The 18,896-nt window shown below is 39.1% G+C and carries 15 protein-coding genes; 12 read left to right on the top strand and 3 right to left on the bottom strand.

What is annotated here, in order from left to right:
- Window positions 1-9: 9 nt before the first annotated feature.
- The 3 genes from JMM81_RS12270 (at window position 10) to JMM81_RS12260 (ending at window position 4,691) form a co-directional block, all read left to right on the top strand.
- Window positions 10-1,386 (top strand): murein hydrolase activator EnvC family protein, encoded by a 1,377-nt coding sequence (locus JMM81_RS12270; RefSeq protein ID WP_256241865.1) that lies wholly within the window; start codon window positions 10-12, stop codon window positions 1,384-1,386.
- 358 nt (window positions 1,387-1,744) lie between these two features.
- Entirely contained in the window at window positions 1,745-3,214 is a 1,470-nt protein-coding gene (locus JMM81_RS12265) for a S41 family peptidase (RefSeq protein WP_256241864.1), read from the top strand.
- Between the two features lie 283 nt (window positions 3,215-3,497).
- Window positions 3,498-4,691, top strand: a complete 1,194-nt coding sequence (locus tag JMM81_RS12260; protein WP_256241863.1) for a PDZ domain-containing protein — start codon at window positions 3,498-3,500, stop codon at window positions 4,689-4,691.
- Between the two features lie 119 nt (window positions 4,692-4,810).
- Here JMM81_RS12260 and JMM81_RS12255 read toward each other — a convergent pair whose 3' ends face one another.
- Both JMM81_RS12255 and JMM81_RS12250 read right to left on the bottom strand, forming a co-directional pair.
- A complete protein-coding gene (locus JMM81_RS12255; RefSeq protein WP_256241862.1) occupies window positions 4,811-5,152 on the bottom strand; it encodes a hypothetical protein in 342 nt (113 codons plus the stop codon).
- Window positions 5,153-5,436: 284 nt separating this feature from the next.
- Window positions 5,437-6,297 (bottom strand): cation diffusion facilitator family transporter, encoded by an 861-nt coding sequence (locus JMM81_RS12250; protein ID WP_256241861.1) that lies wholly within the window; start codon window positions 6,295-6,297, stop codon window positions 5,437-5,439.
- 198 nt (window positions 6,298-6,495) lie between these two features.
- On the opposite strand from JMM81_RS12250, the gene JMM81_RS12245 reads away from it, so the two are divergent.
- Window positions 6,496-7,428, top strand: coding sequence for a cation diffusion facilitator family transporter (locus JMM81_RS12245; RefSeq protein ID WP_256241860.1), 933 nt, complete (start codon window positions 6,496-6,498; stop codon window positions 7,426-7,428).
- On the opposite strand, the gene JMM81_RS12240 is transcribed toward JMM81_RS12245, so the two are convergent.
- On the bottom strand, window positions 7,425-7,742 hold the full coding sequence (locus JMM81_RS12240) for an ArsR/SmtB family transcription factor (RefSeq protein ID WP_256241859.1): 318 nt from the start codon (window positions 7,740-7,742) through the stop codon (window positions 7,425-7,427). The genes JMM81_RS12245 and JMM81_RS12240 overlap by 4 nt on opposite strands.
- A gap of 299 nt (window positions 7,743-8,041) precedes the next feature.
- Here JMM81_RS12240 and JMM81_RS12235 point away from each other — a divergent pair, with 299 nt between their 5' ends.
- The 8 genes from JMM81_RS12235 (at window position 8,042) to lgt (ending at window position 18,886) form a co-directional block, all read left to right on the top strand.
- Window positions 8,042-9,355: a hemolysin family protein gene (locus tag JMM81_RS12235; protein ID WP_256241879.1), complete on the top strand. Its 1,314-nt coding sequence runs from the start codon at window positions 8,042-8,044 to the stop codon at window positions 9,353-9,355.
- Between the two features lie 26 nt (window positions 9,356-9,381).
- Complete coding sequence (locus JMM81_RS12230; RefSeq protein WP_256241878.1) at window positions 9,382-9,615, top strand: CsbA family protein; 234 nt, start codon at window positions 9,382-9,384, stop codon at window positions 9,613-9,615.
- A gap of 297 nt (window positions 9,616-9,912) precedes the next feature.
- Window positions 9,913-11,892, top strand: a complete 1,980-nt coding sequence (gene uvrB, locus JMM81_RS12225) for an excinuclease ABC subunit UvrB (RefSeq protein ID WP_256241858.1) — start codon at window positions 9,913-9,915, stop codon at window positions 11,890-11,892.
- A gap of 7 nt (window positions 11,893-11,899) precedes the next feature.
- Entirely contained in the window at window positions 11,900-14,761 is a 2,862-nt protein-coding gene (gene uvrA / locus JMM81_RS12220) for an excinuclease ABC subunit UvrA (RefSeq protein ID WP_256241857.1), read from the top strand.
- A gap of 104 nt (window positions 14,762-14,865) precedes the next feature.
- Window positions 14,866-15,972 (top strand): DUF4097 family beta strand repeat-containing protein, encoded by a 1,107-nt coding sequence (locus tag JMM81_RS12215; RefSeq protein WP_256241856.1) that lies wholly within the window; start codon window positions 14,866-14,868, stop codon window positions 15,970-15,972.
- Window positions 15,973-16,091: 119 nt separating this feature from the next.
- Complete coding sequence (locus JMM81_RS12210) at window positions 16,092-16,457, top strand: phage holin family protein (RefSeq protein ID WP_256241855.1); 366 nt, start codon at window positions 16,092-16,094, stop codon at window positions 16,455-16,457.
- A gap of 383 nt (window positions 16,458-16,840) precedes the next feature.
- Window positions 16,841-17,776: an HPr(Ser) kinase/phosphatase gene (gene hprK / locus JMM81_RS12205; protein ID WP_256241854.1), complete on the top strand. Its 936-nt coding sequence runs from the start codon at window positions 16,841-16,843 to the stop codon at window positions 17,774-17,776.
- Between the two features lie 291 nt (window positions 17,777-18,067).
- Window positions 18,068-18,886, top strand: a complete 819-nt coding sequence (lgt, locus tag JMM81_RS12200; protein ID WP_256241853.1) for a prolipoprotein diacylglyceryl transferase — start codon at window positions 18,068-18,070, stop codon at window positions 18,884-18,886.
- The last annotated feature ends 10 nt before the right edge of the window (window positions 18,887-18,896 follow it).

Genomic DNA, 18,896 nt, shown 5'->3' with positions numbered 1-18,896 from the left:
AAATTGAAGTTGAAGAAAGCAATTCTTACATTATCGGTGGCCGCTACAGTGGGGCTAAGCACAGTTTTTGCAGGAGTACCAGCAGAAAATGTATGGGCGGAAAAAATAGAAGATTTAGAAGCAAAAAACAATGAGATTCAAAAAGAGCGCTCTGGCATTGAGAGCGAGCTAAATGAGGCTACTAGTCAGATAGAAGAAATTAACGCCGAAATGAAAAAAGTTAATGAAGATATTAATAGTATTGATTTAGCGATTGGGGATACAACTACGAAAATCGCTGAAAAAAACCAGCAAATTGATGAGAAAAATGAAGAGATTGATATATTAAAAAGTGAAATTGACGTACTGATCGAACGAATTGAACAACGAAATGAATTGTTAAAAGATCGTGCCCGTGCTTATCAGGAAGGCGGGGGAATGGTTAGTTATCTTGATGTATTAGTGGGTGCGCAAAGCTTTGGTGACTTTATTGACCGGGTTGGAGCTGTTGCGGTTATTCTAGAAGCTGACCAAACGATTATGAAAGAGCATAACGAGGATAAAGAAGCTTTAGAACAAAAGAAAGAACAAGTAGAAACGGATTTATCGGATCTTGAGAAAATGCGTCAAGAGCTTGAAGCCTTAAAGGTCGAATTAGATGGTCAAAAGGAAGAGAAAAATCAATTAATGCTATCACTTGAGCAAGAAGAAGATGAAGCAAACCAGTTAGTGACGAGTCTTGAAGAGGAAAAGGATATTCTTGCATCCCAAGAGAAGGCTATTAAACAAGCCATTCAATTGGAACAAGAGAAACAAGCAAAAGCAGAAGCGGAAGCCGCCGCTGCTAGGGCAGCAGAAGCAGCAGAAGCAGCAGAAGCTAAGACTACCGCAGCCGCTCAAAAGAGTAGTTCATCGACAAGCAAGAGTACAACTAAAAAGAGCAGCTCAACAAGCGGAAGTACAACAAGTCAAACTACAGTAAAAACAGCTCCTGTATCGAGTGGTGCTTTTACAAGCCCAGCAGAAGGATATATGTCATCTAACTTTGGTTATCGTAGTTTTAACGGTGGGGACTTTCATTATGGTGTAGACATTGCTAAAAACGGAACAGTGCCAATTGTCGCTGCTGCTGATGGGGTCGTGATCCGTTCACAAGTGATGGGAACTTACGGAAATGTAATTATGATCTCGCATTCTATCAATGGACAGATTTACACAACGGTATATGCTCACTTAAACAGCCGTTTAGTTAACAATTTATCTACTGTTTCAAAAGGACAGATTATCGGGTATATGGGAACGACCGGTAGATCGACTGGTCAACATTTGCACTTTGAGTTACACCGTGGAGAATGGGTCGGTGGAAGAACGAATGCCATCAATCCTATTGGAATCGTTCCGATGTAAAAGTAAAACAGATAATAATGAAAAGAAAAACGGAAGGGCAGATTCATGCTCTTCCGTTTTTTTCATACATGTTTGAAAGCTAATATAAAATTTTAGTTTAGCAGTACCTCTTGTTAAATCATCCTTTTTCCCCATTTTCGAAATATCTACTTCCCTTTCTACCAATACATTGTATTTTTTACATCATGCAATGAGAGATTTTTTCATAACTCGTCCTTTTTTACATATATTGAACTAAGGTAGACCGGAAGAAATATAAAAATATAGGTAAATCAATCAGATGGAGAGTCTTTTTTTACAAAAAGGCTTGAATCCTTTGAAAGGTTCATAGAGATGAAGTGTAGAAGGGGAGATGGAAATGAACCGTAAATGGATAGCGCTCCTTATGACAGGCTCCTTGTTAACTGGAGCCGGTGGTACATATGCGGCGATAACGTGGACAGCTGAAAAAGATAAGGTCTCAATGCAGTCAGAATCGGAATTAGAATCAAATGAGCATGAACAACCACTCATCATGGAAGTAGCGATTGAGGAAGAGAGTATGGAGAAAGTCGTGCAAGCCTATCAACTGATCAAAGGGAATTATGTTGAAGAAGTGGGAGAAGAACAGTTAATCGAAGGGGCGATACAAGGGATGCTCACGACCTTGGATGATCCGTATTCCGTTTATATGGACAAGGAGACAGCCAAACAATTTAGTCAAGCATTAGATTCTGCATTTGAAGGAATTGGTGCCGAAGTCAGTATGGTCGATGGAAAGATTGTCATTGTAGCTCCTTTTAAAGATTCCCCTGCTGAAAAGGCTGGGATTAAACCGTATGACCAAATCTTAAAGGTTGATGGAGAGAGTGTTGAGGGATTGGATTTGTATGAAACAACGCTCAAAATTCGTGGAAAAAAAGGAACATCCGTGAAGCTAGAGCTTATGCGTCAAGGGTTAAAGGAGCCAATTACGGTTTCTGTTAAGCGTGACGAGATTCCGCAAATTACGGTTTATTCGAAAGTAAAAAAGGTAAACGACAAGTCGATTGGATATATGGAACTTACTTCATTTTCAAAAGAGACAGCATCCGAATTTAAAAAACAATTAAAAGAATTGGAGAAAAAGGATATCAACGGCTTGGTGATTGATGTTCGTGGTAATCCAGGCGGGCTATTAGAAAGTGTCCAGGAGATTCTCAAGGAGTTTGTTTCAAAGGAAAAACCTTATGTGCAAATTGAGAAGCGAAATGGTGAAAAAGAACCGTTTTATACCACTTTAGAGAAGGATAAACCCTATCCTGTAGCTGTTCTAATTGATAAAGGGAGTGCATCTGCTTCAGAAATTCTTGCGGGGGCTTTGAAGGAAGCGGAGGGTTTTACCTTAATTGGGGAAAAAACCTTTGGAAAAGGGACGGTTCAACAGGCGGTACCAATGGGTGACGGAAGCAATATTAAATTGACTCTATTCAAGTGGCTTACACCTGACGGCAACTGGATTCATAAAAAAGGAATTGAACCCGATGTGGAAGTAACGCAGTCCGATCTTTTTCATACACATCCAATACAGTTGACTGAACCTTTAGCAAAGGATATGAATAATGAAAAGGTGAAAAATGCGCAGCAAATTCTAACAAGTCTTGGATATGAGCCGGGGAGAACGGATGGTTATTATAGCGGTGGTATGGAAATAGCGGTTAAGGCTTTTCAGCAAGAGAATGATTTGAAAGTAGACGGAAGAATTGATGATAAAACCGCAGCTGCTCTTGAACAGGCGGTGATAAAAGAGTTGAAAAAGGAAAAAAATGATCTCCAATTACAAGCTGCACTCAAAATTACAGCACAGTAAAAGAATCAAGGGAAAACTTTTAGAATCATCAATTTTTGGACCGCACGGGACGTATGGGGATAACGTTCACGTGCGTTTTTTTGTTTGATGCAGGGGGAATAAGTCGGATAAGAAAGATAAATAAGCTCACGCAATATGTATTCTAGTACTTATGAATAAGGTCCAAGATTCCCATTTTACTCCAAAGGAAGTATTAGCCAATTTACTGCCCTCTTTTAATTTGATAGAATAGTCTTAATAGAGATTAGATAATAGAATAGATTAATAGAGGTTGGTGGCAGGTTTGGCACTAGAGTGGGTTATTGAGCTTTTAAAAGGATTAGAGAAATTAATTCTGAATCCGGTGTTTTATTATGTTTTTTTCCTTGCCGCAATGTTAGGTATATCAAGAGTGAAGCGGGAACGAAAAAGTTTTCATGTTCGGGCCGAGAATGCTTATTTTGAACTACGACAGCTTCTTCCGTTAGGGATAGGGATCGGCTTGATCCTTTCTGTTGTGGTCATTGGTCTAGGACTGGTGATCCCGATTGAAACCATTATTTTTATTGCTCTTTTTACCTTATTATGGAGTTTTCTTGCAAAGGTCCGATTGCTATCTCCCATTTACACGGTTGGTTTTGCCTTTTTCGCTACACTTTTCTTTCTTAGACAAAAGTGGTCATTTCCCTTTATTCAAAGTCAAACACCAGAATGGAGTCCAATGATTCTGCCTGCGATTTCTGTTCTGGTGTGTTTGTTAATCGTAGCAGAGGGTATTTTCATTTTGCGGAATGGAAGTAAGGGTACCTCGCCAAAGCTCATCAAAAGTAAAAGAGGATTACAGGTTGGTGTCCATGAAGCGAAACGATTATGGATGTTGCCCGTGTTTTTAATCATTCCAGGTGAAGCATTGTCCGCACCCTTTGAATGGTGGCCAATCTTTTCTATTGCAGGCGAAACCTATTCGCTGATGCTTGTTCCATTTGCGATTGGATTTTCCCAACAAGTTCAAGGGATGTTACCTGTTAAAGCAATCAAGCAAGTTGGAAGAAAGGTTATCGTATTCGGTATTTTGCTCACATGCTTGTCAGCGGTCGGTTATTGGTATCCGCTTGCGTCAATTGTCGTTGTGGCACTTGCGATCATTGGACGTGAGGTAATTTCGATGCGTCAACGTTTATTTGAAGACAGTCTTCCGTTTTATTTTTCAAAAAGAAATCACGGTCTTATGATTCTTGGGGTCATTCCTAATTCACCTGCTGCGAAAATGGGTCTTGGGGTTGGAGAACTGATTACGAAGGCTAATGGTGTTTCGATTAATAATGAGGAAAGCTTTTATGAAGCTCTACAAAAAAATCGAGCACACTGTAAACTCGAGGTACTTGATGTGAATGGACAAATTCGCTTTGTGCAACGAGCTCTTTATGAAGGTGACCATCACGAACTCGGTATCCTCTTTGTCCAAGATGAAAAAAATTGGGACGATGCAGCTGTTTAATAGGTGATTTCATATAACCTAGCTTAGTCTTTAACCATAAAAAGCAACCTACTTCATTGAATCAGTAGGTTGCTTTTTACATATATGAAGAAATACAAGCTCAGGTAAAGGCCTGGTTTTTAGTAATAAAAAGGGTAAGGGTAAAAAAATGGAAATCCGAAGAGAAAGAACGGGAATCTCCGGCGGCGATATCTACGGAATCTTCGTCTACCATACCCGCCATATCCTCCATATCCAAATTGCCTTGTATCCTCTTCTATGTCTTCAGGGACTAACATGGTTACACCTTCATCGTCGACATCATCAATAATTCCTTCCATTTGCGAACCATCATTCATTTGAGCAATGATATGAAAGTTCATGTATTGCATACATATACTTTTGACATTTCTAAAATCCTGATTTTCTTGCTGGTCATATTGTGGCATATTTTCTAATGGAACACCGTTATGATTATACATTTTCATCCCTCCTTCACCCAAAATATGCATTTTCATCTGAGATGTTACTCTAGATGGGAAGTTCAAATGATGAGAGAACGTATAACTCCAATGGTCAGTATCGTTATGCTGGAAGTTTTTTTGTATTTTTCAATATATGTTCAAGCTTTTTACCCTAGAATAGACTTGTACATTACTATCATATATATCTTGAAAAAGCGTGGCAGAAGGGGATCAAAAAAGAAAGTCAGGTATTATCAAAAAGGAGCTACATGGCAATTGCCAAATAGCCCCTTTAAATTTTTTTAACCGGGTTCAATATGAATAGTTGAATTGTTAATTTGATGTTCTTGATTTAACCGCTCTTCTACTTCTTCGGCAATTTGATGGCCTTCGATTACTGTTAAGGTGGGTTCAACGAAAATAGTAGCATCAACGATTGCTTGATTTCCATGTAGCCGTGCTTTAATGTCCTTCACGAGCTTCACACCCGGTGTATGACTAATGGTGTCTTCGATCTCCTTTAGTTTTGTTACCTCAAATGCATCTGTTAAATCGAGTACCGCTTCTTTAAAAATCCCCCAAGCTGTATAACAAATAATGACTCCAACAAGGGCAGCGGTTAATGGATCAAGCCAAACTAGTCCAAAATAAGATCCGGTAATCCCTATAGCTGCACCGATACTTACTAATGAATCGGAGCGATTGTCTTGGGCAGCGGAATAGAGCGATTTACTCTTTACTTTCTTGGATAAATTAAGGTTATATCGATAAATTCCAAACATAAAGACCGCAGAAATGAGGGCAACAAAGGCTGTGATGATATCAGGACTACTTTCTGTTCTGTTGAAAAAGGATTGTGCTGATCCTATGATGACTTGGATTCCGACTGTGGCCATGATGAATGATGCAACTAAGGAGGCAATGGTTTCTGCTCTCGAATGACCATAGCGATGATTTTCGTCAGGTGGCTTTTGCGAGATTTTTAGACCAATTAAAACCGCTAAAGAGGCAATGATATCCGTTAAATTGTTTAATCCATCTGCTCTCAATGCTTCTGAGTTTCCGATATAACTCATGATCAGCTTAAATGTGGATAGTATAATATAGGCTGAAATACTTAACCAAGCACCAGATTCTGCCTTTTTCAGATTGGAGTTCCCCATCGTATATTTCCGCCTCCCGTTCACATGCAAATTTCACTTATTTAGTATCCATTGTGATCGTTAATAATATACTTGGATTGTTTTTTGTAAAATGGTTCAAGCACTAGATGTTTTTAGTTGAACTTTTTATCTTTATGCAACATAATATATATGAGCACATAATCATATAATAAAAGAAAACGAAAGAAGGGATCTCTAATGGGCCACCAGCACGGACATGGACACGGACATCATCATGGACATCATCACTCACATGGACATTCTGCAAATAAAAAGGCATTACTCGTTTCTTTCATCCTCATCACGACATTTATGGTCGTCGAAGTCATTGGGGGATTACTCACAAATAGCCTCGCTTTACTCGCTGATGCTGGTCACATGCTTAGCGACGCCGCTGCACTAGGATTAAGCTTCTTTGCCCTGAAATTAGGGGAAAGAAAAGCATCCCAATCGAAAACATTTGGGTACAAACGATTTGAAATCATCGCCGCAGCCCTAAATGGTTTCACGTTAATCCTCATCTCCTTGTATATCTTTTACGAAGCTTTCCATCGATTTGCTAACCCACCTGAAGTGCAAAGCTTCGGGATGTTGGCTATTTCAACCATTGGTTTGCTTGTAAATATCGTAGCAGCTTGGATCTTAATGAGTGGGGACAGAGAAAACTTAAATGTACGAAGCGCCTTCCTTCATGTATTAGGAGACATGCTTGGTTCTGTTGGGGCAATCGTCGCTGCCTTACTCATGATTTTCTTCGGTTGGGGAATTGCCGACCCGATCGCCAGTGTCGCCGTAGCTACCCTCATTATCATTAGCGGGTGGAGAGTCACGAAAGAATCCGTTCATATTCTTATGGAAGGAGCACCGGCCCAAATCCAATTAGAAGACGTTAAGATCTCTTTAGGAAGCATTCCAAATGTAAACGAAGTACATGATTTGCATATTTGGTCCATTACTTCAGGGATGCCGATGCTTAGTTGTCATCTATCCATTACAGAAAAAGGGACACATGATCAAATCTTACAACAAGCACAGAACATCCTCCATGATGATTACGGGATTGAACACAGTACCATCCAAGTGGAAAAGAATGAGAATGGGTGTCCAAATCCCCATCAAGGCTGTAATTAATGATGGGCGTGCTCGATCGTTTGTTTTAAAATATCCATTACATGCTCATCATCATACGTATAGAATAAAGTTGTTCCTTCTCGTCTAAATGTGACTAGCCGTAAATTTTTTAAAAATCGTAGCTGATGGGACACAGTCGATTGTAGTAATGATAGTTTTTCAGCAATGTCATTAACGGAATGCTCACCGGAAAATAATAAATGAAGGATGCGGATGCGGGTAGGGTCTGATAAAGCTTTAAAGGTTTGTGAAACAATAAAAAGGGTTTCTTCATCAAGCTCCTTTATTAAAGCAGGTTGTTTATCTTTTTCCAATCGAATCACCTCCTGGATCTATTATAACGAATCCTTCTAAAAATAAAAATCATCGGCTTACTGAAAAATAGTCGGTGATTTTTATTTTGTTCACCAACTTGGATTGCGAAAAACAATGATTAGAGACTCTCTCTCTTTTCATCCTGAAACGTAAGTAGTAAAATAGGGGTAGTATATACATAATTAAAAAGGTTCTGATTAGTTTTTCTAGATCGTTTCTCGGTAGTTATTTCTATTTTTTAGAAAGTGGAATACTACATATTCAAGGAGGTGAACCTTCACAATTAGTGAAGGCAGTATTGGACAGTTTTCATTTACTCATTGTTTTTATTTTAATTGCCTCAACGGCTTTTTTTGTTGCAGCAGAGTTTTCGATTATTCGAGTAAGGGGTACAAGGATTAATCAACTGGTAGAAGAAGGACATAAACAGGCATTGGCTGCGCAAAAGGTGACGTCCAATTTAGATGAATATTTATCAACTTGTCAATTGGGGATTACCATTACAGTGCTTGGAATTGGTTGGCTTGGAGAGGAAACCCTATCGTATTATATTGCTCCTATTTTAACCAACTTGGACATTTCAACTTCTATGTTAGTTCCTATTTCATTTATTATTTCCTTCTCTATTATTACTTTTTTAAACGTAGTAGTTGGAGAACTAGTACCAAAGACGTTTGCGATTCAAAAAAGTGAGAAGATCACATTATTGATTGCAAAGCCCTTAGTTTGGTTTAATCGATTGACATATCCCATCGTTTGGGGGATGAATCGTTCAGCCCGTTGGATTACCGGGTTATTTGGTTTTAAAGCAGTAAGAGAAAATGAACTATCCCGCTCAGAGGATGAACTACGACTGATTCTGTCTGAGAGTTATGAAAGTGGTGAAATTAATCAATCATCCTACAACTATGTAACAAATATTTTTGATTTTGGTGAGCGAATTGCAAAGGAAATCATGGTTCCACGAACTGAAATGACGACAATAGCGATCGATGCCAGCCAACAAGAAGTACTAGAAATTATGGAGCGTGAAAAATATACAAGATATCCAGTGGATGATGGTGATAAGGATAATATTATTGGGATGATCCATATAAAAGACCCCTTAACAGGTTGGCTTGATCAGCCCGATGCATCGTTAGAAGGTTTTGTTAAACCAGTTGTCCGTGTCATTGAAAGTATTCCTATTCATGACCTATTGCTTATGTTGCAAAAGCAACGAAGCCATGTGGCCGTTCTACATGATGAATATGGTGGGACTGCTGGAATGGTGACAATGGAAGATATTATCGAGGAAATTGTGGGTGAGATTCGGGATGAATTTGATACAGATGAAGTTCCAGAAATTAGAAAAATAGGTGAAGGGCATTACATTTTCAATGCCAAACTGTTGATTTCAGAAGTAAACGAGTTACTTGATACCCATTTTGATGAAGAGAGTGTTGACACCATTGGCGGTTGGTTTTTAAATCAAAAATACGAGGTAGAATTAGGCGATACAGTGGAAGCGGAAGGCTATGTTTTTACGGTTAAAGAGATCAATTTGTATCATATTTTATTTATTGAAGTGGAAAAATCGAGAATTTGGACAGAGTCCCCTAAGACTTCTTAAAACATCACTAAAAGAAGGTGGTTGTGTTGGTTTTTAAATATATATTAGCCTTTATTTTGCCAGGGTTGTTGGTCTTGTTTTTTACGAGGGTCACCTATAATCAGGTACTTGGACTGGTTTTGACGGTGGCTTTAATTGCTACTTCTGTCTATAAAGGATATACAAGCTCGATGGGGCTAATTATTGTGGATGCTTTTTCTTTAACGACTGGCTTTTGGTACGCGAATCAGATGAAACATAGAATGAAACATAGTTTATAAAGAAAAACCTGTCACTGAAAGTAAAGTTGACAGGTTTTTTCTTTTAAATGGAAAGAGTGAGCACGTACTCCTTTATTTACTTGTTCACTCATGGTGTACGACTATCCATTTTCGGTGCCTGACACCGATCTGTATCAATCCCTATAAAAGGAATGTTTGTTCGTTTATTGGTGGTTAGTTTTTCTTTGTTTGTGGTAGAATGGGAATAGATAAAGTAGTCGGATAAAATTGAGTAAAGAGGACCCTTTTATGAAGAGGATCCTAAATTAGATCGATGAAGGAATGGAGGGAAGGTTTGTGAAGGATCAATTTCAATTAGTTTCCAAGTATTCGCCACAGGGGGACCAGCCAGAAGCGATTAAGAAAATTGTTGCGGGGATTGAAAGTAGGAAGCGTCATCAAACATTGCTTGGGGCAACAGGAACAGGGAAAACATTTACCATTTCAAATGTCATTCAAGCTATCAATAAACCAACACTTGTCATTGCACATAATAAAACCCTTGCTGGACAGTTATATAGTGAATTTAAAGAGTTTTTTCCTCATAATGCAGTCGAGTATTTTGTCAGTTATTATGATTACTTTCAACCAGAGGCCTATGTACCTCAAACCGATACCTTTATTGAGAAAGATTCAAGTATTAATGAAGAAATCGATAAATTACGCCACTCGGCTACATCTGCTTTATTTGAACGGCAGGATGTCATTATTATTGCGAGCGTGTCTTGTATTTATGGTTTGGGTTCGCCGGAAGAATATCGTAAGCTTGTTCTCTCCTTAAGAACTGGAATGGAAATTGAACGAAACCAACTATTACACCGTCTTGTAGACATTCAATACGAACGAAACGATATTAATTTTCAACGTGGGTCTTTTCGCGTTCGAGGCGATGTCGTTGAGATTTTTCCTGCCTCAAGGGATGAGCATTGTGTGAGGGTAGAATTTTTTGGTGATGAAATTGATCGAATTCGTGAGGTGGATGCGCTGACAGGGGAAGTCATTGGTGAAAGAGAGCATATTGCGATTTTTCCAGCATCCCACTTCGTAACGAGTGAAGATAAACTGCAAATCGCGGTTCAAAATATTGAGAAGGAGCTGGAGGAACGACTCGCTGAATTACGGGAAAATGACAAATTATTAGAGGCTCAGCGGCTTGAACAACGTACCCGTTACGACTTGGAAATGATGAAAGAAATGGGCTTTTGTTCAGGAATTGAGAACTATTCACGCCACCTCACCTTACGACCAGCGGGCTCAACCCCGTATACGCTACTCGATTATTTTCCTGAAGATTTTCTAATTGTCGCGGATGAATCACATGTCACTCTGCCACAAATTCGTGGCATGTTCAATGGGGATCAGGCGAGAAAACAAGTTCTCGTGGATCATGGATTTCGGTTGCCATCAGCTATGGACAACCGTCCGCTTACTTTTCCGGAATTTGAACAGCATGTAAAGCAAGCTGTTTATGTGTCTGCAACACCTGGTCCATATGAGTTAGAGCACACACCTGAAATGGTTGAGCAAATTATCCGACCAACCGGCCTCTTAGATCCGATTATCTCGGTGCGTCCAATTGAAGGACAAATTGATGATTTAATCGGTGAAATCCATGAACGTGTTGAAAAAAATGAGCGTGTACTTGTCACCACTTTGACGAAAAAAATGTCTGAAGACTTAACCGACTATTTAAAGGAAATCGGCATTAAAGTTCAATATTTACATTCAGAAATAAAGACGCTCGAACGAATCGAGATTATTCGTGATCTTCGCTTAGGTAAATATGATGTACTGATCGGGATCAATTTACTAAGAGAGGGGCTTGATATTCCAGAAGTGTCGCTTGTCGCCATCCTTGATGCGGATAAAGAAGGCTTCCTGCGTTCAGAACGTTCTCTAATCCAAACAAGTGGTCGTGCAGCACGTAATGCCAATGGGCAGGTGATCATGTATGCGGATAAAATCACAAACTCGATGGAATTAGCGATCAGTGAGACAAAACGGCGCCGTACCATTCAGGAAGAACATAATAGAAAGCATGGTATTACACCGCAAACGATTCAAAAAGAAATTCGCGATGTGATTCGTGCGACACATGTGGCGGAAGAACAGGAAGAATATAAGCCAGCTTCCCAGTTTATGAAACTATCCAAGAAAGAAAAAGAAAAAGTTATAAAAGAGATGGAAAAAGAAATGAAAGAAGCGGCCAAAGCCTTAAACTTCGAGCGTGCGGCAGAGCTTCGTGATCTTATTTTAGAATTGAAAGTGGAAGGGTGACCAATCAATGGCGATGGATAAACTGATTATAAAGGGTGCCAGAGCCCATAATTTAAAAAATATAGATGTTACGATTCCGAGAGATCAGCTTGTGGTAGTAACAGGGCTTTCTGGTTCAGGAAAGTCCTCCCTTGCCTTTGATACGATTTATGCAGAGGGACAACGGCGATATGTTGAATCACTGTCAGCCTATGCACGACAATTTCTCGGACAAATGGATAAACCAGATGTGGACTTAATTGAAGGACTCTCACCAGCCATTTCAATTGATCAGAAGACAACCAGTCGTAATCCACGATCAACGGTCGGAACGGTAACGGAAATCTATGATTATTTGCGTTTGCTTTATGCCAGAGTTGGGCACCCAACCTGTCCAAAGCATGGAATCGAAATTACCTCCCAAACGATTGAACAAATGGTAGACCGAATTGTGGAATACCCTGAAAGAACAAAGCTTCAAGTACTAGCCCCAATCGTTTCCGGGAAAAAAGGAGCACATGTGAAAATCCTTGAAGATATCAAAAAACAAGGATATGTACGTGTGCGAGTAGACGGGGATATGTATGACCTTGGAGAAGAGATTGAACTTGAAAAAAATAAAAAACATTCAATTGAAGTTGTCATTGACCGTATTGTTGTAAAAGAAGGTGTCGCCACAAGGTTGGCTGATTCACTGGAAACGGCCTTAAAGCTTGGAGATGGAAAAGTCATCATTGATGTCATTGGCGAAGAAGAGCTCTTATTCAGTGAACATCATGCCTGCCCGATTTGTGGTTTTTCGATCAGTGCCCTTGAGCCACGTATGTTTTCCTTTAACAGTCCTTTTGGTGCTTGTCCTTCATGTGACGGTCTAGGGTCAAAGAAAAAAGTTGATGTAAACCTAGTCATACCGAATAAAGATTTAACACTTAATCAGCATGCGATAGCACCTTGGGAACCAACGAGTTCACAATACTATCCGCAACTTCTTGCATGTGTTTGTCAGCATTACGGAATTGATATGGATACACCAGTGAAAGACATCCCTTCTAGTTTAATGGACAAAATCTTGCATGGTTCAGATGGGGAAAAAATTCATTTTCATTATGAAAATGAATTCGGGCAAGTCAGAGACAATGAGGTTGAATTTGAAGGAGTTCTTCGTAATGTAGAACGTCGTTATCGGGATACAAGCTCAGATTATATTCGTGAGCAAATGAATAAATATATGGCTGAACATCCATGTACATCTTGTAAAGGAAACAGGCTGAAAAAAGAAACATTGGCTGTTTTAATTGATGGAAAGCATATTGGAGAGATTACCGCGTATTCAATCGAGGAGGCTCTAGCCTTTTTTGAAAATCTCACTTTGTCAGAGAAAGAAATGAAAATTGCTCACTTAATCTTTCGTGAAATTAACGAGCGTCTCGGTTTCCTTGTCAATGTAGGACTTGATTATTTAACCTTAAGCCGTGCAGCAGGCACTCTATCTGGTGGAGAGGCACAGCGAATTCGTCTGGCTACGCAAATTGGTTCTCGTTTAACCGGTGTTCTCTATATTTTAGATGAGCCATCGATTGGACTTCATCAACGCGACAATGATCGTCTGATCGAGACGTTGAGAAATATGCGTGATATTGGCAATACGTTAATTGTTGTTGAACATGACGAGGACACGATGCGGGCGGCTGATTATTTAATTGATGTCGGACCTGGAGCGGGTGTCCACGGTGGAGAGATTATTGCAGAGGGTAAACCGGCAGAAGTGATGGAAGATCCTCGGTCTTTGACAGGGCAATATTTGTCAGGTAAGAAATTCATTGCGCTACCCGTTGAAAGACGGAAACCGGATGGTCGCTACATTGAAATAAAAGGGGCAAAAGAAAATAATTTAAAAAATATAAGTGTTCAATTTCCGCTTGGATTATTCATGGCTGTGACAGGTGTTTCAGGTTCTGGAAAAAGTACATTAATTAATGAAATTTTACATAAAGCACTCGCTCAGAAATTATATCATGCGAAAAGTAAACCTGGGGCATACCAATCTATTAGCGGAATAGACTATGTAGAAAAAGTAATTGATATCGATCAATCACCAATTGGAAGGACACCACGGTCAAACCCTGCGACATATACAGGTGTGTTTGATGATATTCGAGATGTATTCGCCACAACAAATGAAGCAAAGGTACGGGGGTATAAGAAAGGTCGCTTCAGTTTTAATGTTAAGGGTGGAAGATGTGAAGCGTGTCGCGGAGACGGTATTATCAAAATTGAAATGCACTTTTTACCGGATGTGTATGTTCCATGCGAGATTTGCCATGGGAAACGTTATAATCGTGAAACGCTTGAAGTGAAATATAAAGGAAAAAATATTTCCGATATATTAGAGATGACAGTGGAGGAAGCCGTGACCTTTTTTGAAAATATCCCGAAAATTAAGCGTAAGATGCAAACTCTTTTCGATGTCGGTCTAGGCTATATTACGCTCGGTCAATCGGCGACAACTCTTTCAGGTGGGGAAGCACAGCGGGTTAAGCTAGCATCTGAGCTTCATCGCCGTTCAACTGGTCGCTCCTTTTATATTTTGGATGAACCGACAACAGGTCTGCATGTTGATGATATTGCAAGACTACTTGTTGTTCTTCAGAGACTCGTTGAAAATGGGGACACGGTGCTTGTGATCGAACATAATTTAGACGTAATCAAAACCGCTGATCACCTGATTGACCTTGGACCAGAAGGTGGTGACAAAGGGGGAACGCTTATGGCAACAGGAACCCCTGAAGAGGTGGCCAAAGTTCCTGAATCCTATACAGGTAAGTATTTAAAGCCGATTCTTGAGCGCGATCGAAAGCGAATGTTAGATCGGATTGGTGTAACGAAATAAAGCGATCACCCTGAAGTTCATTTCTCAGCAATGGATGAAAGTGAAACTTGTTGTGGTTTAGTTCGTAATACTTATAAAAGAAGTTACCTAGAGGAGGAACTGAGATGAAGGAAGAACGGAAACGGATTCTCAAGATGGTTGAAGAAGGAAAGCTAACAGTAGATGAGGCACTTAGTTTATTAGAAGAGCTTGAAACATCGACAAAAACGATGGAAGAAAAGCAAGAGCAACTGGTCAATGAATTGTCAACGGTTGTGATGTTTAAGGAAGAGCAGAAAGAAAAAAGTCAAGGCTCACATTACAACTATCAGTCGGCAAAAGATAAAATTTTTGGTTTCGTGGATTCAGCGATCAAAAAAGTGAAGGACTTTGATTTGGATTTAAACTTTGGGAAACGGATTGATATCTCGCATATCTTTCAGCAAAAAGATGCTTTTGTGAAAAAAGTCGATCTTGATATTGCCAATGGAAATGTTCGGGTCGTTCCATGGGATCAAGAAGATATACGGGTTGAATGTCAAGCACAAGTGTATCGAGTAGAAACGCAGGAAGAAGCAAAAGAGAAGTTTTTAAAGGAAGTTCTTTTTAAAGTAGAAGGAGAGCATCTTCTTTTTTCAACTGAACAAAAGTGGATCAAACTCGAAACGGTCGTCTATCTTCCGCAAGTGGAATATGAGTATGTGGAAATCCGAATCTTTAACGGGGCGATGGAAGGAAAAGACTTAGCTGTAAAACAGTATAAAATGAAAACAGCTAATGGGAAAATTACAATGGATGGAATTAAGAGTCAAAAGGTTGAGGCTGAGACGGGAAATGGAGCCATCCAATTTAATCACTGTAAAATAGATGAGATAGATGCTGAAACATTAAATGGAGCGATTGTGATGGATGGGGAGCTTCGTAAAGTTGAACTGCAATCGTTTAACGGGAATATTCAGTTTCAAGCGATTAATAATAGTTGTGAAGTGGTTGAAGTAAAAACGACAACAGGAAGTATTGACCTGGTGATTCCTGAACTGGTTGCAGTCAATGGAGAGTTGAAATCCAACTTAGGGAATTTCACTGTTGATCTAGATGGAATCCAAATTGTTGAAGAGAAAAGTGAACTTATTCAGAAAACGATGACATTTAAATCTGTAAAGGATTCAATCCAGACTGTCCGCCTGCATGCTGATACAAAAACGGGCTCTATCGTAATCCGTAAAGCATAATAGATCCTATTAAGAAACCGAACCATCCAGTGAGGATTCTCTAATGGATGGTTCGCTATATTGATTTTAATCAAGTTTTCTCAGAGTTTACGTTCAGAGATGTAAAGGAGTGTAAAGTTATGAGGTGGTTGCTAGGAATTGTCATCAACGCGGTTCTATTTATCGCCCTAGCTGGTTTTTTTAAAGAGTCTTTTTACATAGAAAGTTTTTTTGCAGCACTTGGGGCGAGCTTTGTGTTGTCGGTGTTAAATATATTTATTAAACCGATCCTCATCATCTTGACTCTCCCTGTTACGGTTTTTACATTGGGTTTATTTCTATTTGTCATTAATGCCGTGACGTTATTGTTGACCGACAGTATTATGGGGAGTTCTTTTGAAATTGATGGTTTTGGAACATCTTTCTTGATTGCCATAATCATGTCGTTCGTTAATATCATTATTCAACAACAATTGATGCAAGAGAGTAAAAATAAAAAAGAATAAAAAACGGATTTTGAAGTTAGCTAATAGGAGGACAGTAGTGGACCTCTTGTTAGCTTTTTTTTGTTGACTATATTAATGATTATGGTTGATAAATAGCCTTTAGTGTATGCGACCATGTGTTGGATTCAGGATGAATAACGTAATGGACACGTACACCAAAGGCTATTAGAGGATCAATACAATTGTTTAATAACATAGCCTTTTTGTTAAAAGAAAGCTATTCTAGACATAAACAAGATTGTCATTTGGTTCTTTAAAAAAAGATGATAAAATAGTGTGAAACTTGATATAATAGGGTTTATTGATTTCCGTAAACGCTCAAAATTAATTTCGTAAATCTATTCTATCGTTTATCATACTGTTTATTAGAAGGGGGCATACTTTTGGTTAAAGTACGCACGAAAGACGTAATTGAAAAATTTGACCTTGAACTAATTAGTGGAGAAGAAGGAATTAATCGTCCGATTTCAACAAGTGATATATCAAGACCTGGAATCGAGCTGGCTGGTTATTTTGACTATTATCCAGAAGACCGAATTCAAGTAATGGGCATGACAGAGTTAACGTTTGCTGAGAAATTAACAGAAAGTGAACGTAAATATCGTATGGAGAAGCTTTGTACAGACGTAACTCCAGGAATTATTATTACAAGAGGGATGGAGGTTCCTGAGGAGCTAATCGAAGTATCAGAACGAGAATCAGTACCTCTTATGCGTGTAAAACAAAATACAACAAAATTCTCTGGTTTATTAACCAATTTCCTAGAAAGTAAGCTTGCGCCGACAACCGCGATACATGGTGTTCTTGTTGACGTATATGGTGTGGGAGTCATGATAACAGGTCAAAGTGGTGTTGGTAAAAGTGAAACGGCACTTGAACTTGTGAAACGTGGTCACCGTCTTGTTGCCGATGACTGTATTGAAATTCGTCAGGAGGACGAGGGCACTTTAGTGGGGACCTCACCAGACTTAATTGAGCATCTACTAGAGATTCGCGGGTTAGGGATTATCGATGTCATGACTTTGTTTGGTGCAGGGGCTGTTCTCAGTCATAAAAAAATATCCCTTAATATTAACCTTGAGATTTGGGATGAAACAAAGCAATATGATCGTCTTGGCTTAGATGAGGACAAAGTAAAAATCATTGATACGGATATTACGAAAATCACTATACCTGTTCGACCTGGTCGAAACTTAGCGGTTATTCTAGAAGTAGCTGCCATGAATTTCCGTTTGAAACGAATGGGTGTAAATGCAGCCGAGCAATTTACACATCGTCTTACAGATGTGATTAGTGAGGGAAACAAAGGAGATCTATAGAGGAAATAGTCTGAGTCAGGGTTGTCCGAAACGTAAAAGTGTTCGAAAGCACAAGACAATATCTCGTGTAATCGAGTTGAACTGGATTTTAGATAAAGGTGATTTTGTCGATGTCAGACACCTTTTCAACTAGTAAATTCTTCTAATTTTTATGGTTTTTATGCTTAATAATGGTGAAGAAGGAATCAATCTACCATTAGAGTTGTCAAAAGTTTGTTCATCCTGCATAGTTAAGAGGGAACTTTTCATGTTATATTCATATAATATAGAATTTTAAAAGGAGATGTGAGAATGGAGGAAACGATACAGCCAATCAATCCAGTTGCGCTTTCACTTGGGCCTATAGAGGTTCATTGGTATGGAGTCATTATCGGTGCAGCGATTGCACTTGGATTATATATAGCTATAAAAGAATCAACAAAGCGCGGACTTGGTAGTGAATTATTTACTGATCTCATGTTGTGGGCTATCCCAATTGCCATTCTTTCGGCACGGATTTATTATGTTTTATTTGAATGGGATTACTATGCGCAAAATCCAGGTCAGATTATTGCCATTTGGAATGGGGGCCTTGCGATACATGGTGCTTTAATCGGATCGATTATTACGGCTTATGTGTTTGCTAAGAAGAAAAAGATTTCGTTTTGGCAACTGGCTGATATTACAGCTCCTAGTCTTATATTAGGACAAGCAATCGGGAGATGGGGGAATTTCATCAACCAAGAAGCACATGGTGGAGAAGTAAGCCGTGCCTTTCTTGAAAACATACAATTGCCTGAGTTTATCATCAATCAAATGTATATAAACGGGGCCTATTATCATCCTACTTTCTTGTATGAATCGATTTGGAATTTGCTAGGTTTTATTCTACTCATTTTATTACGTCGAGTGAATTTACGTCGTGGTGAGATGTTCCTTTCTTACCTAATCTGGTATTCAATTGGACGTTTTTTCATCGAAGGAATGCGGACAGATAGTTTAATGTTGACTGAAACGATCCGTATGGCACAAACGATTTCGGTCATATTGATCATCGTTTCCCTGATTGTCTTATTTTACAGACGAGCAAAAGGGTATGCAAATAAGAGATATTTAGATCGTAGTGTTTAATAGGATGGTG

Source organism: Bacillus sp. V3B, assembly GCF_024494465.1.
GTDB lineage: Bacteria > Bacillota > Bacilli > Bacillales > Cytobacillaceae > Bacillus_BD.
This window is presented reverse-complemented; position numbering and strand designations above follow the sequence as displayed.